Origin of the sequence: Nitrosomonas communis (assembly GCF_001007935.1) — a bacterium.
Classification (GTDB): domain Bacteria; phylum Pseudomonadota; class Gammaproteobacteria; order Burkholderiales; family Nitrosomonadaceae; genus Nitrosomonas; species Nitrosomonas communis.
Map to the genome: position 1 here is coordinate 2824077 of NZ_CP011451.1, position 18933 is coordinate 2843009.

At 51.1% G+C, this 18933-nt stretch carries 1 protein-coding gene and 2 pseudogenes; 1 reads left to right on the plus strand and 2 read right to left on the minus strand.

Features of this window, described 5'->3' with window-relative positions; genetic code table 11:
- Positions 1-483 precede the first annotated feature (483 nt).
- Positions 484-965, plus strand: a pseudogene (locus AAW31_RS12860) (IS3 family transposase); the annotation flags it as partial.
- Between the two features lie 326 nt (positions 966-1291).
- Here the strand turns inward: AAW31_RS12860 and AAW31_RS12865 are convergent.
- Positions 1292-2333, minus strand: a pseudogene (locus AAW31_RS12865) (IS110 family RNA-guided transposase).
- A gap of 93 nt (positions 2334-2426) precedes the next feature.
- Positions 2427-18914, minus strand: coding sequence for a non-ribosomal peptide synthase/polyketide synthase (locus AAW31_RS12870; RefSeq protein ID WP_046850523.1), 16488 nt, complete (start codon positions 18912-18914; stop codon positions 2427-2429).
- Positions 18915-18933 lie beyond the last annotated feature (19 nt).

Consider the following 18933-nt stretch of genomic DNA (forward strand, 5'->3'; position numbering starts at 1 on the left):
ACAAATGGCAGCACGCAGGGTGTAACGGAGAGAACATAGCCAGACCGTTACATTTGTATCGACTTGCAGCAAGCAAGGGTAAAGACTGCGATCGGCAGCCTCACCAATACGTTTGAGTCCGGCATGTGGAATGGGGAAGGTTTATCGTAATGGCAAGGGAATGTGGCCCCGATGAACGATAAACTGGCGGAGTTCCCATAGTAGTCTGAGGCAGGGAGAGCCTGCTACCTGGCGAAGGGGAACAGTTTAAGTAGCTTGTTTGGCAGAATAACTGCCCGTAAAGAGGTGAAGACCTTTGATAATCAGTGAAATGCAGTGCAAGCTGGCAAGATAGTCTTCAGAAGATAAAGAACGCAAGTTTGACCGTCTTCTGAGATATTGCTATGGCTAGAGCCATACTTGAATGAAGAGCCGTATGCACTGAGAGGTGCACGTACGGTTCGGTGAGGAGAAGCAGGGAGATAGTTCGACTACGCCCTGCTTCTTACTCTACTTCCTACAGACGAAGGCTGGCTGTACCTGGCTGGCATAAAAGAGCTATTTAATGGCGAATTAATAGGCTATGCCATGAATGAGAGGATGACGACGGATCTGATTTGATTATACAGGCTTTGTTTCGCACAACTGATAGAAAACTGCCGGAAAAGGGATTAGTTCTTCACTCGGATCGTGGTAGCCAATATTGTGCGCATGATTACCAGGACAGATTGAAACAACTGGACATAGTCTCTTCTATGAGTGGCAAAGGCGATTGCTGGGATAATGCTCCTATGGAAAGCTTCTGGGGAATTCTTAAAAACGAATTGGTACATCATCGAAAATTTAAAACACGACCACAAGCAAAACAGGAGATTACCGAATATATCGAGATCTTTTATAACCGGCAGCGCAAACAGGAAAAATTGGACTACCTATCGCCAGCAGAATTTACACAGCGATACTATGCAAATCTACTCGCTACTTAATTATATGGACTCCATATTTGACAACACATACATGGACGCCCACTTTTTGCCAAGCTTTCAGCTAATGATTTTGAGCAGGTAAAGATTGCTGCCATACATCCGGGCTTTGTATGAAGCGCATTGCCTCTGCCCCTGATGGAATTTGCTGAGTAGCGCCTTATCACCTCAACGTGCTCGATGCACTGTGTGTTGTTCAGGTTTAGCCACTCACGGTCTGACCAGTCTCGCCATCATGTCATGATTGCCTGTGCAATCGGTGGTAATCTTTCTCCTTAAACACGTTTTTAATGCAACATTACCAATATGCCTCTATTCAACCGTCGCGATCAGCGAGCTACAGCAGTCGATGCCATAGTGTGATCAGGGTGAAATGTCGCTTTTTTGGTAAGCAATGCCCAGATGATGCGGTCATTCTTGTTTGCGAGGGCAACAGCAGCAACGTTCTTGTTGCGCCGTGCTATCAGCTTGTACAGCCAACTTCCTGGCCCGGCCTTCTTTTCGGCAAAGCGGATGACTGCTCTGGCTCCGTGGATCAGCAGGGTGCGAAGATAAGTATCGCCACGTTTGCTGATACCGAGCAATAACTGCTTGCCTCCACTTGCATGCTGCTTGGGCACCAACCCTAGCCATGCTGCTAATTGTCTGCTGTTCTTAAACTCCGTCGCGTTTCCTACGGATGCCACAATGGCGCTCGCTGCAATCGGGCCAACACCAGGAATGGCTTCCAATCTTTGGCTGGCCTCGCTCTCTTTGTGCCAAAGCTTGATTTGTAACTCTAATTCGTCCACTTGGCGATCCAGTTCCTTAAGGTGATCATTCAGTCTTTCCAGCAATCGGCGCATTGTTCCTGGCAAACCATTTTTGGCATCTTCCAGAATATCAGGCATGCGTTTGCCAATCGATTCGATACCCTGAGGGATGACGATACCAAACTCAGAGAGTAGACCGCGTATCTGATTTGCCTGTGCGGTTCTGGCCTTAACAAAACCCTGTCTGGCACGATGCACTGATAGCATGGCTTGTTGCTCAACAGTCTTGATCGATACAAAACGCATATTGGGTCGACTCACCGCTTCAGAGAATCGCTTCTGCATCCGCCATATCATGCTTGTTAGTTTTAACATAAGGTTTGACAAACTGAGGAGACATGAGCTTGATGGTGTGCCCAAATTCACCCAACTTTCTCGCCCAGTTGTATGAACTACCGCAAGCTTCTAAGCCAATCAAGCAAGGCTCCAGATTAGCAAAGAACTCAGCTATCTTGCTGCGGCGTAATTGCTTACGCAACACGGCCTTGCCATGCTCATCTACACCGTGGATCTGAAACACTTCTTTTGCCAGATCAATACCTATTGTTGTAATCTTCATACTGGACGCTCCTATCTGGTTGAGTGGTTATTGCACCATTACTTGGGCACTTTTATGCTGTTTTGGGTAGTGGGCGTCCATTCCATTACCTCGTTATGCCATAGCCGAGGTCAGATTGTCTGGTGTATCTGGAGCGTGTATGATTTGTTCGAGTTCAGACCTGATTTCCAACAATAAGGATTCAGACCTCACGATATCAAAATGATCTGCTTCAATCTCAACCGAGTGTATCTCGGCAGGTTTGATTTGTTGTTCAAGCACCAGCCGATCATTCATCTCACGTGTCGTTGCCCACCAACACGTTGTTTGGCATTTCAAAGGACGCAGTGCGCTGGTTTGCAACGACAGCATTTTTAAATGACGTGCCACAAGAAAGATATTCGCCAGTTCTTCCGTTCCCATCTCGGCATAACCTTGCATAGCTGTTTGCCCATTCGTTCGGCTTTCAGCTTGCCGGATAGCGAGTACGCTTTCCAGTAAATCAACGATGACCTGTTTCGACACCGCTCCCACAGATTGACTAGATTGGCTGGCTAACGTTGTCTGAAGTGCGACATTGGGCGTCACGCCAGGAATCGCCACTGAAACAAAATCAGTAAAATCTTGTCGCCAATCATCTTGCTGCGGTGATTCCGTTCCAGGAACGTAGAGATCGATCAGGCCCAGAAACGCGACCGTCTGCCCTGCATCTTCCAGCAACGCGGCAATCATGGCAGCCAGTGTCCCACCCAATGACCAGCCCAGCAAATGATAGGGGCCTTCTGGTTGAACAGCGCGAATCATGCGGCAATAATCTTCTGCCATCTGATTTAAAGAGGTGTCTCGGTGGGCAGAATCGGCAAGCATACGGCAAGGTAAACCATAGACCGTTCGCAGCCCTTGCAGGCGCCGGGCAAGTGGCTGGTAATCAAATACCGTGCCCAGACCCGCGTGCAGGCAGAACAACGGTTGAGTTCTGCCATCGTCAGCCGCCTGGTTGAGCATCAATAATCCCTGATTGGGTTGCGATCGTTTATCCAGACCAAGTAAACCCACGATGGTTGGACGTTGTATTAAATCCCTCAGTTTGAAATCCAACTTCACATCGGTCAGGCTGCGCATGCGTGCCATGACCTTCAGGCTGGATAGAGAATCTCCGCCGAGCGCAAAGAAATTGTCCGTTTCCCCGACACGTTCAACGCCTAGAACTTCCTGCCATATGTTTGCGATCAATCTGGCTTCCAGTGTAGAAGGCGCTTGATAGTGCGCTCCTGGTAAGCAATCAGGCTCTGGTAATGCTTTGCGATCAAGCTTGCCGCTCGGTAAGCGCGGCAAGTTAGTCAGTGTTATAAAATGGGCAGGCAACATATATTCAGGTAATCGCTCGCCAAGCGACTGTCTGAGTTGCGCGATCAAATGTTGTGATGATTGTTTGGTCACATCTTGTTTGGCTGGAACGATGTAAGCTACCAACTGAGCGCCACTTGCTGCCGGGTGAACCGTCACAGCTGCTTCTGCAACACCAACTGCTTCGCGAATACGAGCCTCGATTTCACCGAGCTCGATACGAAATCCGCGTATTTTGACCTGATGATCTGCACGGCCAATATATTCGATATTGCCATCCTCCAGCCATCTAACCAGATCACCCGTACGGTAAAGGCGGCCGCCTTTTTGGTCGAAAGGATCGGCGATAAACCGTTCTGCCGTCAGACCAGCTCGTCCTAGATAACCGCGTGCCAGTCCATAGCCGCCAATATAAAGCTCACCCACGATGCCCATCGGCACCGGCTGCATATCGACATCCAGCACATACACGGCGCGTTCTCCCACTGGGCGTCCAATCGGCGCATAAGCGCATTCGAAGCTGTTGTTGGCATCGGTTTTCCAGATCAGGGGAGTGACGACGGTTTCGGTGGGCCCATAGCCATTGATCAGCATTTGCGGCCGCAATGTCTGGCGTATCAAGTCATAAGATGCTTTTGGCATTGCTTCACCACCAAAGACATAGAGCTCTACCGGTGGCGGATCATTGCGTGGGTTAGCCCATTCCGCAACCTGACCAAGATAGGCGGGAGGAAAGGCAGCATTGGTAATACCGTAATGACGCAAAGCATCATAAGTCTGCTCGGCGGTCCATAATTCCTGATCGCGTACCGCAAGCCCCGCCCCTACCGTCAACGCAGTAAGCCAACGTTCATGCGCGCCGTCGAAGGAAAAGGACATGAACAGCAGTTCACAGGAGCGAGGCGTCATCTCATAAATGCGCGCAGTTGCCTGACAATGCATGGCAAGTGGGCCATGGGTAACCGCCACACCTTTAGGTAGCCCAGTCGATCCCGAGGTGTAAATTACATAAGCGAGATTGTGCTCATGTACTGGTATTTCGGGATTGCACACCTGTTCGGCTTCAAGCTCGATTGTATCCAGAACAAGGATAGGGACAGGCACAGTCGCATTGAATTGGAGCTTTGCGAGTGTCTTACTTTGCGTGATCAGCAGCGATAAGGCGCTGTCTCTCATCATGAACGCAAGCCTATCAGATGGGTAGTCTATATCAAGCGGCACATAAGCTGCGCCTGACTTGAGAATAGCGAGCAGCGTTACGATAACATCCAAGGAACGTTCCATCGCAACGCCAAACCGTATCTCCGGTTTAGCACCCAATTGAATCAAACGATGTGCTAGCTGGTTTGCGCGCCTGTTCAGTTCTGCATAAGTCATTTCTTGTTCGCCCATCAACAGCGCGATAGCATCGGGCTGGTGCACTGCATTATGTTCGATCAGATAATGAACAGGTTGATAGGATTGCGGCCAGTTACTCATTGTCTCCGTATCGCTACGCAGCATTAGCAGCCGATTAAGTTTCTCCTTGGCGAGCCCCCTCAATTCACCCACCACACGCTGTGGGTAAGTCATCATTTCCCGCATCAGGCATTCCATGTGGCTGCGTAATTCAATTACAAATTCATCGGTAAAATCATGGCAACCATAGGCATATTCGATGTCTAACGTATCCCCGACTGTCACTTGTAAATCCATGGCATAGCCGGTCAATCCTTTGCCGGCAATTTCACCGAAACGCAGACCATACAATTCATTGTTGCGCAAGGACGCATCGATCGGATAGTTTTCAAAAACGATGATGCTATCGAATAGCGGTTGTCCAGGAAAACCTGCCCAGCGCTGAACATCCGCAAGCGCACTATGTTCATGATCGCGCAATCGGGCGTTCATTTGCTGTAGCGACTGCAAATATTCGCTTACCGTTAATTCGCTGCGACGTGTTACGGGTACCGGGATCATATTAATGAACAAGCCTAGAATCTCGTCTGCTCGCGGCAGGCTGGGCGGGCGCCCGGCCACAGTTGCGCCGAAAATGACTGTCTGTTTTCCAGTGTAACGCTGTAACAACAACGCCCAAGCTGCCTGGACAAAAGTGTTTAAGGTCACACGCGCTTGTTGCACAAAGGCTTGTAAACGGCGGGTTTCTTCTGGACTCAAACATGTATATATCTGGGCAAAACCAGACTGGTTCTTATTTTTTTCAATCTTAGGGACGGATTCTGCTAACAGTGTCGGTCCGTCGGTGCTACTAAGCTCGGTTTGCCAGAAATGCTGAGCTGCCTGACTGGTTTGCTTGGCCAGCCAGCGTACATACACGCCGTATCCCGGTCCCGCTGGTGGCAGCGTTTCTCTGTTATAGCAGCGCAGCCAATCGCTGATCAGCATAGAATCTCCCCAACCATCCACCAGGATATGGTGTTTGGTCCAGATCAACTGGTGGCGCTTATCGTCTAACCGGATCAAGCTCAAGCGCGCCAAGGGAGGATGAAGAAAATCGAATTCCCGCTTCAGCTCCTGATCAGCATAGGCAATAAGGCATTCTTCTAGGTTATCCTTATCCCGCCAATCCAAATGGATTACTGGAGCCTCGCTTTGCTTGAAGACAATCTGTAAAGGGCGTGCCAATCCCGTCTGCCATAAAAACCCCGTGCGCAGTACAGGATGACGGGCAATCATAGCCTGCCAAGCTTGCGCCAGTCGCGGAGTATCGAGGCCCTCGACTTCGACGCTAATCTGATTCACATACAATCCAGTACCAGGTGCCTCCAGGGTATGAAATAGCATTCCTTCCTGTGTCGGCGACAGTGGGTAGATATCCTCGACATCATCGTTGCTAAAAGGTAATGTTGCCAAGAGACTTTCATCGAGGTAATCTTCTAGACGCGCACGCTCAAATAGAGGTATCAATGAAGGCGTTTCTCCCATAGACTCTGACAGGGGCTCAGCGACTGGTGCGAGTGCAGCGATTGTTTGCCGTTCAAACAATTGGCGTGGCGTGATTTTCCAGCCTGCGCGTCGCGCCTTAGTCACAATCTGCAGACTGAGGATGGAGTCGCCCCCCAGTTCGAAGAAATTATCGTTGCGCCCTACTCGTCCAAGAGCTAATCCTTCGGCCCAAATTGCCGCCAAGGTTTTTTCTACTTCCCCTTCGGGCGCTGCATATTGCTTATCGCTGACAAGTTCCGGTTCAGGCAAGCGTTTGCGATCCACTTTACCGTTTGCATTCAACGGGAGATTTTCCAGCACGACAATTGCCGAAGGCAGCATGTAATCTGGAAGGGTTTGCGCAAGCGCCTCGCGCAATGCTTCCGTTGTCAATGTGCTTGTGCTGCCTGCATGTAATGAAACATAGGCTGCCAGCCGCGTGCCGTTTGGCCCATCCTTGGCGACTACCACCGCTTCCCTCACAGCTGGCTGATGCAGCAATTGTGTTTCGATTTCACCTAATTCGATACGAAAACCTCTGATTTTGACCTGATGATCCACCCGCCCCAAGTATTCGATTTGTCCATCCGGGCGCCATCTCGCCAGATCGCCCGTGCGATAAATCCTTCCTCCCTGCTCCCGGAATGGATCAGCCACAAACCTCTCCGCTGTCAATCCAGCTCTGTTGAAATAGCCACGCGCGAGCAATTCTCCTCCAATATACAACTCTCCCGCTACGCCAGGCAAAACGGGTATCAGATTAGCATCGAGCAGATAAATATGACGTGCAGGCAGCGGTTTGCCAATGGTGACCGCCGGCTCCTGACCGTAGTCCTGTGTCCCTCCTGTGCTTCCGCCACAATCAGCAATGGTTGCTGTCACGATTGCTTCGGTGGGTCCATAAGTGTTCAGTAAAGTTATTCCCTCCAAACCAGCTTGCCGCCAAGCCTTGATGCCTTCGGGGGACATCGCTTCACCGCCTGCATGCACTTGTCGCAATGCACCAAAATCCCGTGGCCCTTCTTTGGCAAAGTCTTGCACGAGCAAGAACCAGTATGCAGTGGTTAAATCGGCAACCGTTATCCGTTTATCGATCAATTCGTGGTAGAACGTTTCACTGTCCCAAAGTGCGGAGCCGCGTAACACGATCGTAGCGCCAACACATAGTGGTGGAAAAAGTTGCTCGATAAAACCATCGAAATTGATAGTGGAAAATTGCAGCATACGATCACGACTGCTTAGCTTAAAGAACTCAACGGCGATCAGTGCATGTTCAACAAGAGCATGATGCGCAACAGCTACCCCTTTGGGTTGGCCGGTAGAACCTGAAGTATAGATGATATAAGCCAAGTGCTCACCATGCAGGGTAACAGTTGGATTATCCTCGGGGGAATAGATTAAATCCAATTTATCCAGTTCCAGCACATGACCTGAAATCGGTTCAGGAATCTGTACTCGAAGAATACTTTGGGTCAGCAGCAGCTCAATGGCGCTATCTGCGACCATATGGTGCAGTCGCTCCCGTGGATAATTCGGATCGAGCGGCACATACACTCCCCCTGCTTTAAGAATCGCCAGCACTCCCACGATCATGTCGATCGAACGCTCAACCGCAATTCCGACCCTGCTTTCAGGTCGAATGCCCAATGTGATCAGCCGATGCGCCAATCGGTTCGCCCGCCGGTTAAGCTCCGCATAGCTGAGCTCGGTATCATTAAAAATCAGCGCAGTTGCTTCCGGACGCATCAAAGCTTGCTGTTCGAAAAGACGGTGGACGGGCTCGACCGATGTAAATCGCTGCTCATTGATTCCCCACGCCTTGAGTTGGCCCTGCTGCGCTTTACTCAAAAAAACCAGATCGCCTAACCGCCTGGCAGCGCTTTGCATAATTTGACGCAGCAGTCTCTCAACTTGCAGCGCGATGCCATTGACCGTCTCTTCTGAAAAATACTTGCAATCGTAACTATACTGCAGAGTAAAACCATGACTCTCAATGACTGATACAGTCATGGGGTAATTCGTTTCCTCACGCCCCTGCGCGTTTGTGATCACGAGCCCACCCGGGGTATCGTGCTTGAACGCCTCATCGAGCGGATAATTCTCAAATACCAGAATACTGTCAAATAATTCCTGCTGACCTGCCCAGCGCTGGATTTCGTATAGTGGGGTGTGTTCATGCTCCCGTGAAGCCAGATTCTGCGCTTGTAGGGCACGCAGCCATTCCCCCACGGCAAGCTCTGGTTTGAGTTCAACCTTCACGGGCAAGGTATTGATGAACAGACCTAGCATCTGATCCGATCCGGGCAAATCGGTCGGTCGACCCGCTACAGTCACGCCAAAAGTCACCATACGCTGGCTCGTGTAATGACCGAGCAATAAAGCCCAGGCTGCCTGCACGAGGGTATTGACCGTAACTCGTTCCTGTCGGGAAAAATGAATCAGCGCTTCGGTAAACTCATGATCGAGTGGACAGGCCGCTTGCTGGTAACCTTCATTGACTGATGGAGATGCAATTGACCCAGCCAGCTTGGTAGGCTCGTCGTTGAATTGACTTAACCACGCCTGCCAGTAATCTTCTGCTGTTTTTCGCTCATGCCCTTGCAACCATGCGATGAAATCCCGGTAACGGGCGCGTGGTGAGGAAGGAAACGCGCCGCCATACTGTCGCAACACTTCACCTAGCAATTGAGAAGTACTCCAACCATCCACTAACAAATGATGAATTGTCATAATGACGTGATAGCGATCATCAGCCAGGTTTACCACAGCAATACGCATCAGCGGCGGCTTCTTCAGATCGAATCCCTGCGCATGTTCCGATTGCGCAAGGTCATCGAGCGCCTGCTCCAAGACCGCTGCAGAAGACATCGTGCGATCTCGCCAATCGATGATGACAAAAGGAAGCTCAGCTGTTTTAGCGACCCACTGTAAAGGAGTATTGCCTTCTTGCAGGAAACCGGTACGCAATATTTCATGCCGGTCAATCGCCGCCTGCCAGGCGCTTCTGAATCGTTCTACCGACAGGCGTCTAATGTCCGCTCTGAGTTGACTGAGATAAGCACCGCCCTCGGTATCGAAGACACTATGAAACAGCATCCCTGTCTGCATCGGAGAAAGCGGATAAAGATCCTCAAGCTGATCGATAGGAATGGGCAGGTGATCCAATTCACCCTGGGTGATCTGGAGTAAGGGGAAATCAGAAGGGGTAACCGCACGAATGCCTTGTGTGCAATGGGCAATCACAGATTCAAGCTCGACCAGGAAAATACGAATAAACGCCTCAATGTTTGCTCGCGTATAGCGCGCTTTGCTGTAGCTTACTTCCAGGCAGAGTTGACCTTCATAAATGTGGCTATTGATCGATAAATCATGTGCTTGCAGCGCATCCCGATCCATTGTGTCACCGCTAGGCTCACTGGCCAATTGCCAGAGACTATCCGATTCAAAACTGGTATCGAATTGCCCCAGATAGTTGAATACGACTTGCGCTTGAGGCAATTTGCTCAGGATTCGTTGCTGCGCTTCCGTTCCATAATATTTGAACAGGCCATAGCCCAATCCTTTGTGCGGCACTTGGCGCAAACATTCTTTGATACGTTTGAGCCGTGTAGCTAAATCGCCTGCAGGATCAAGTACCACTGGAAACAGGGAGGTGAACCAGCCTATCGTGCGGGATAGATCAATATCAGAATAAAGATCTTCGCGTCCATGACCTTCCAGATCGATCAAAATTTTTTCATGCCCACTCCATTGGCATAGCGCGCTACCCAGGGCGGTGAGCAGCAGATCGTTCACTTGCGTACGATACGCTGCTGGTGCGTCCTTGAGCAGAGCCTGCGTATTTGCCTGATCGAGTTTCATAGCCGCACGATCAATGTGCAGCATGGCATTTGAGCCTTCCGGGTAATCGCGAGGAAGTGCAACAGGAATATCTGTCAGATTCTGCCAATAAGCGAACTCGGCAGCATGCGTCGCGGGGAAATGCTGCAGCTGTTGGGACCAGATGGCATAATCGGTCGTCGCCTCAGGCAAGACGATGGTTTCACTGTGCATTGCCTGATCATAAGCGGTTTCGAGATCTTCCAGCAGAATCCGCCACGAAACCCCGTCAATCACCAGATGATGAGCAATTAATAACAAACGCTGCGTATTGTCAGCCATGTCGATCAGCACAGCGCGCAGAAGTGGTCCTTCATGCAGATGCAAGCTGCGCTGTGCTTCATGGCACAGCGCCATGAATTGCTCGCTATCAGCCACGTAACGTATCCACAGCAGATTCTGTGCAACCGAATCAGTCGCGCGCTGCAGCCATTGACCATTGGCTTGTGTGGTATAACTAAAGCGAAGCGCCCGATGATGTTGTACGACCGCTTGCAATGCCTGATCAAGCCACTCGGTTTGCAACCGCTGGTGGCTTTTCAGCAATACGGCCTGATTCCAGTGATGCTGTGCAGGTATGGATTGTTCAAAAAAATCAAGCTGAATCGGCAACAGTGGGACAGGGGCGGCTGCATCAAACCCGACCTCGTTGGTAAAGCCGGTTTTCACGCCTTGTTCCACGGGCTTGGCTAAAACCGCCAGTGCAGCGATCGTTTGCCGTTCAAATAATTGCCGTGGCGTGATTTTCCAGCCTGCCTGGCGCGCTCTGGTTACAATCTGCAGACTGAGAATCGAATCGCCTCCCAGTTCGAAGAAATTATCGTTGCGCCCTACCCGGCCAAGACTCAATACTTCCGACCAGATCCTGGCAAGCATTTCCTCTACTTTCCCTTCAGGTGCGGCATATGCGCCTTCGCTGACAAATTCCGGTTCGGGCAAGCGTTTGCGGTCCACTTTACCGTTCGCATTCAGGGGAAGACCGTCCAGCACCACGATCGCTGAGGGCAGCATGTAATCAGGCAGGGTTTGCGCAAGCGCTTCACGCAATTCGCTAGTGGTCACCACACTGCCTGTCTGCAGCGAGACATACGCGATCAGCCGCATACCGCTCGGCCCTTCCTTGGCTCCCACCACGGCTTCCCTCACATCGGGCTGTGCCAGCAGTTGTGCTTCAATTTCGCCTAATTCGATGCGGAAACCTCTTACCTTGACCTGATGATCCACTCGCCCCAGATATTCAATTTGCCCATCCGAGCGCCATCTTGCCAGATCACCCGTTCGGTAGAGTCGACTTCCCTGTCCTTCAAATGGATCAGCAATAAATCGCTCCGCTGTCAATCCAATTTGGTTGAGGTAGCCACGCGCGAGTCCCATTCCTCCAAGATAAAGCTCACCAGTCACTCCACAAGGCACCTGATTCATTTCTGCATCGAGAATATAGGCAGTCCGGTTACCTACGGGTGAACCAATCGGCAAGTAACTTGAATTGAAGCGGGTTGCAGAATACGCTTTGAAAATGAGCGGTGTAATGACTGTCTCAGTAGGACCGTAGCCATTGATGATACGCGGGGGTTGTAACGTTGCCTGAACGAAATCGTAGCTGCTGCGGCTCATGGCTTCGCCGCCTACGGTGTAGGAACGGATGGGTAAATTCCGGCCTGCACTGCCGGTAAATTCAGCCAGCTGCTGCAGATAGCTTGGAGTAAAGCAGGCAATAGTAATTCGATGCTTCGCGATCTCAGTGGCAGTCCGGTCTGCCGACCATATTTCCTGGTCACGTGGCATCAGCGCAGCACCAAAGGCTAAAGGCACCAACCAGCGCTCATGGGCACCGTCAAAATTGATTGAGGCAAACTGAAGTTCGCGATCGTCTGGTGTCATTCCATACAACTCACCGATGGCTTGCACGTGCATTGCTAGCGGCCCATGTGCAACAGCCACGCCTTTCGGCTGACCAGTAGAACCGGAGGTATAGATAATATAGGCCAGATGTTCGTCATGCAACGTGACAGCCGGATTATCCTCGGGCAAATCAGTCGCATCCCATGTATCCAGCACCAGTACGTTACCGGATAATGGCTCAGGGATACTGTCCTTGACAGAATTTTGTGTCAGCAGCAGCTCGATGGCGCTGTCCGCTACCATGTGGTGCAGCCGCTCCCGTGGATAATCCGGATCGAGCGGTACATACGCCCCGCCTGACTTGAGGATGGCGAGCAGCCCCACGATCATGTCGATCGAGCGCTCCACCGCAATCCCCACCCGACTCTCCGGTTTTATTCCCAGGGCAATTAATCGGTGCGCCAATCGGTTCGCCCGCCGGTTCAGTTCCGCATAGCTGAGCTCGGTATCATTAAAAATCAGCGCAGTTGCTTCCGGACGCATCAAAGCTTGCTGTTCGAAAAGACGGTGGACGGGCTCGACCGATGTAAATCGCTGCTCATTGATTCCCCACGCCTTGAGTTGGCCCTGCTGCGCTTTACTCAAAAAAACCAGATCGCCTAACCGCCTGGCAGCGCTTTGCATAATTTGACGCAGCAGTCTCTCAACTTGCAGCGCGATGCCATTGACCGTCTCTTCTGAAAAATACTTGCAATCGTAACTATACTGCAGAGTAAAACCATGACTCTCAATGACTGATACAGTCATGGGGTAATTCGTTTCCTCACGCCCCTGCGCGTTTGTGATCACGAGCCCACCCGGGGTATCGTGCTTGAACGCCTCATCGAGCGGATAATTCTCAAATACCAGAATACTGTCAAATAATTCCTGCTGACCTGCCCAGCGCTGGATTTCGTATAGTGGGGTGTGTTCATGCTCCCGTGAAGCCAGATTCTGCGCTTGTAGGGCACGCAGCCATTCCCCCACGGCAAGCTCTGGTTTGAGTTCAACCTTCACGGGCAAGGTATTGATGAACAGACCTAGCATCTGATCCGATCCGGGCAAATCGGTCGGTCGACCCGCTACAGTCACGCCAAAAGTCACCATACGCTGGCTCGTGTAATGACCGAGCAATAAAGCCCAGGCTGCCTGCACGAGGGTATTGACCGTAACTCGTTCCTGTCGGGAAAAATGAATCAGCGCTTCGGTAAACTCATGATCGAGTGGACAGGCCGCTTGCTGGTAACCTTCATTGACTGATGGAGATGCAATTGACCCAGCCAGCTTGGTAGGCTCGTCGTTGAATTGACTTAACCACGCCTGCCAGTAATCTTCTGCTGTTTTTCGCTCATGCCCTTGCAACCATGCGATGAAATCCCGGTAACGGGCGCGTGGTGAGGAAGGAAACGCGCCGCCATACTGTCGCAACACTTCACCTAGCAATTGAGAAGTACTCCAACCATCCACTAACAAATGATGAATTGTCATAATGACGTGATAGCGATCATCAGCCAGGTTTACCACAGCAATACGCATCAGCGGCGGCTTCTTCAGATCGAATCCCTGCGCATGTTCCGATTGCGCAAGGTCATCGAGCGCCTGCTCCAAGACCGCTGCAGAAGACATCGTGCGATCTCGCCAATCGATGATGACAAAAGGAAGCTCAGCTGTTTTAGCGACCCACTGTAAAGGAGTATTGCCTTCTTGCAGGAAACCGGTACGCAATATTTCATGCCGGTCAATCGCCGCCTGCCAGGCGCTTCTGAATCGTTCTACCGACAGGCGTCTAATGTCCGCTCTGAGTTGACTGAGATAAGCACCGCCCTCGGTATCGAAGACACTATGAAACAGCATCCCTGTCTGCATCGGAGAAAGCGGATAAAGATCCTCAAGCTGATCGATAGGAATGGGCAGGTGATCCAATTCACCCTGGGTGATCTGGAGTAAGGGGAAATCAGAAGGGGTAACCGCACGAATGCCTTGTGTGCAATGGGCAATCACAGATTCAAGCTCGACCAGGAAAATACGAATAAACGCCTCAATGTTTGCTCGCGTATAGCGCGCTTTGCTGTAGCTTACTTCCAGGCAGAGTTGACCTTCATAAATGTGGCTATTGATCGATAAATCATGTGCTTGCAGCGCATCCCGATCCATTGTGTCACCGCTAGGCTCACTGGCCAATTGCCAGAGACTATCCGATTCAAAACTGGTATCGAATTGCCCCAGATAGTTGAATACGACTTGCGCTTGAGGCAATTTGCTCAGGATTCGTTGCTGCGCTTCCGTTCCATAATATTTGAACAGGCCATAGCCCAATCCTTTGTGCGGCACTTGGCGCAAACATTCTTTGATACGTTTGAGCCGTGTAGCTAAATCGCCTGCAGGATCAAGTACCACTGGAAACAGGGAGGTGAACCAGCCTATCGTGCGGGATAGATCAATATCAGAATAAAGATCTTCGCGTCCATGACCTTCCAGATCGATCAAAATTTTTTCATGCCCACTCCATTGGCATAGCGCGCTACCCAGGGCGGTGAGCAGCAGATCGTTCACTTGCGTACGATACGCTGCTGGTGCGTCCTTGAGCAGAGCCTGCGTATTTGCCTGATCGAGTTTCATAGCCGCACGATCAATGTGCAGCATGGCATTTGAGCCTTCCGGGTAATCGCGAGGAAGTGCAACAGGAATATCTGTCAGATTCTGCCAATAAGCGAACTCGGCAGCATGCGTCGCGGGGAAATGCTGCAGCTGTTGGGACCAGATGGCATAATCGGTCGTCGCCTCAGGCAAGACGATGGTTTCACTGTGCATTGCCTGATCATAAGCGGTTTCGAGATCTTCCAGCAGAATCCGCCACGAAACCCCGTCAATCACCAGATGATGAGCAATTAATAACAAACGCTGCGTATTGTCAGCCATGTCGATCAGCACAGCGCGCAGAAGTGGTCCTTCATGCAGATGCAAGCTGCGCTGTGCTTCATGGCACAGCGCCATGAATTGCTCGCTATCAGCCACGTAACGTATCCACAGCAGATTCTGTGCAACCGAATCAGTCGCGCGCTGCAGCCATTGACCATTGGCTTGTGTGGTATAACTAAAGCGAAGCGCCCGATGATGTTGTACGACCGCTTGCAATGCCTGATCAAGCCACTCGGTTTGCAACCGCTGGTGGCTTTTCAGCAATACGGCCTGATTCCAGTGATGCTGTGCAGGTATGGATTGTTCAAAAAAATCAAGCTGAATCGGCAACAGTGGGACAGGGGCGGCTGCATCAAACCCGACCTCGTTGGTAAAGCCGGTTTTCACGCCTTGTTCCACGGGCTTGGCTAAAACCGCCAGTGCAGCGATCGTTTGCCGTTCAAATAATTGCCGTGGCGTGATTTTCCAGCCTGCCTGGCGCGCTCTGGTTACAATCTGCAGACTGAGAATCGAATCGCCTCCCAGTTCGAAGAAATTATCGTTGCGCCCTACCCGGCCAAGACTCAATACTTCCGACCAGATCCTGGCAAGCATTTCCTCTACTTTCCCTTCAGGTGCGGCATATGCGCCTTCGCTGACAAATTCCGGTTCGGGCAAGCGTTTGCGGTCCACTTTACCGTTCGCATTCAGGGGAAGACCGTCCAGCACCACGATCGCTGAGGGCAGCATGTAATCAGGCAGGGTTTGCGCAAGCGCTTCACGCAATTCGCTAGTGGTCACCACACTGCCTGTCTGCAGCGAGACATACGCGATCAGCCGCATACCGCTCGGCCCTTCCTTGGCTCCCACCACGGCTTCCCTCACATCGGGCTGTGCCAGCAGTTGTGCTTCAATTTCGCCTAATTCGATGCGGAAACCTCTTACCTTGACCTGATGATCCACTCGCCCCAGATATTCAATTTGCCCATCCGAGCGCCATCTTGCCAGATCACCCGTTCGGTAGAGTCGACTTCCCTGTCCTTCAAATGGATCAGCAATAAATCGCTCCGCTGTCAATCCAATTTGGTTGAGATAGCCACGCGCGAGCCCTGCACCACCAAGATACAATTCTCCTGATACTCCTTGCGGAACTGGATTTAGGCTGGTATCCAGAATATATGTTTTAGTATTGCTTATTGGTTTCCCAATTGGGATACTGTGAAATGCTTCAGTGCGGCAAGTCCAATGAGTTACGTCGATGGCTGCTTCTGTTGGCCCATACAGGTTGTAAAGTTTAACGCCGGGAAGCTTTTTGAACACTGCCTCCTGCATTTCCAGTTGAAGTGCTTCTCCGCTACAAATGATTCGTTTTAAATCAGCGCAGGTTGCAACCTCGTTATCCGCCATAAATGCCTGCAGCATTGAAGGAACGAAATGCAGGGTCGTTATTTTGTGCTGCTGAATCAGCGCAACCAGCCGGGCCGTATCGCGATGATCTCCTGGATTAGCCATAGCCAAGCGGGCACCGTACATTAATGGCCAGAAAAATTCCCAGACTGACACATCAAAGCTGAATGGTGTTTTCTGGAGCACAGTATCTTCATGATTTAGGGGATAGGCTTCTTGCATCCAAACTAATCGGTTATGCAATGAGCTATGGCGATTAATGGCTCCTTTAGGTTGACCAGTTGAACCAGAAGTATAGATGATGTAGGCCACATGCTCACCATGCAGGGTAATAACCGGATTATCCTCAGGTAAATCAGTCAAATCCAATGTATCCAGCACGAGCACGCTACCGGATAATGGCTCAGGGATACTGTCCTTGACAGAATTTTGTGTCAGCAGCAGTTCGATGGCGCTGTCCGCTACCATGTGGTGCAGCCGCTCCCGTGGATAATCCGGATCGAGCGGTACATACGCCCCGCCTGACTTGAGGATGGCGAGCAGCCCCACGATCATGTCGATCGAGCGCTCCACCGCAATCCCCACCCGGCTCTCCGGTTTTATCCCCAGGGCAATCAATCGGTGCGCCAATCGGTTCGCCCGCCGGTTCAGTTCCGCATAGCTGAGCTCGGTATCATTAAAAATCAGCGCAGTTGCTTCCGGACGAACCATCACTTGGCGTTCAATTAGGTGATGCACTGGCTCGACCTGTCCATATCGCCGCTCGTTAACTCCCCATAACTTGAATTGAGTCTGCTCTACTTCGCTCAGGAAGGTAACATCGCCTAGACACTGCGTTGGTCGCTCCGCCAGCTGTTCCAGCAGACGCAGATAATGATCACCAAGCCGCGCAATGGTTTCTGCTTGAAACAGTTCGGCTGCATAGGTGAAGCGCGCACTGAAACTGCCATCCGCTCGTTCCAACGTATCTAGCGTCAATTCAAACTGCGCACCCCGTCCCCCGAGTTCAATTTCCTCGACAGTCAATCCTGGCAGCTGTTCCAGCGCGCGATAATCTTCGCGCAAATGATTGAACATCATCTGAAAGAGTGGATGTTGGTGCAAACTGCGCTCAGGCTGAAGCGTTTGGACCAGTTGCTCAAAAGGCAAATCCTGATGAATTTGTGCACCCAGAGCAGCTTCACGGGTTTGCTCGAGTATCTTGTTCAGCGACATACGTCCGTCGAGCTGGCTACGCAATACCTGAGTATTTACCAGACAACCGACCAGGTTTTCGGTTTCTACCCGGTGACGGTTGGCGATCGGCACCCCTACGCGTATGTCGCTTTGCCCGGTATAGCGGTATAACAATGCCTGAAAGCCTGTCAACAGACCCATAAAGAGCGTGGCTCCTTGTGCTTGCAGTTTCTGTTGCAAACGTGCCATCAGTGGAGAAGGCAGCGCAAAATCATGCTGGGCAGCCCGGTAGTTTCCGATTGATAAGCGCGGGTGATCGGTTGGCAATGACAATACAGGGTGAGTTTCGCCTAACTGGTTACGCCAGTAGGTCAATTGTCGTTCTTTCTCGCCTGTTTCTAGAAAATTACGCTGCCAAAGCGCATAATCGGCATATTGAATGGAAAGTGATGGCAGCACAGCAGATTGTCCTTCGCGATGAGCACGGTAACACGCAGCGAATTCATCAATAATGAGACGGTTGGACCAGGCATCCGAAATGATGTGATGCATCACCACCACCAGATAGTGCTCTTCCGTTTCGAGCCGGATCAGCGCTACACGCAATAGCGGTCCTTGCGTAAGATCGAATGGCGTGGTATAGATGCGGATCGCTTCTGCATGTGCACGTGCTGTCCGCTGCTCAGCTGGTAGATCGATCAAATCAATCACCGTCAGTTTGAAGTGACCTTCCGCCTGAATTATCTGCTCAGGCTGACCTTGCGCATTAGCACGGAAAACTGTACGTAGCGCTTCATGCCGCGCGATCAATGTTTGAAAGCTATCTTCCAGTGCTGCGTGATTAAGCTTGCCTCTCAGCCGCAATGTACCGCCTAAATGATAGGCCGTACTATGCGGATCCAGCTGCCATAAAAACCAATGCCGCTGCTGTGCATAGGAAAGAGGTACAGGTTCACCAGCCGCTCGGCGGTGAATGATAGAATCTTGCTGTACCCGCCCTTTACCTGTTTGGAGTCTTTGCGCTAATCGTTGACGCTGTTCTGGGCTCAGGCGCGCTCGCCGTTGCGCAAGATTGTTATTGTCTGTCATAAATAATATTCTTTGAGTT

Coding starts and splice junctions, on each gene's coding strand:
- AAW31_RS12870 (WP_046850523.1), bottom strand. CDS start 18,914: ATGACAGACAATAACAATCTTGCGCAACGGCGAGCGCGCCTGAGCCCA.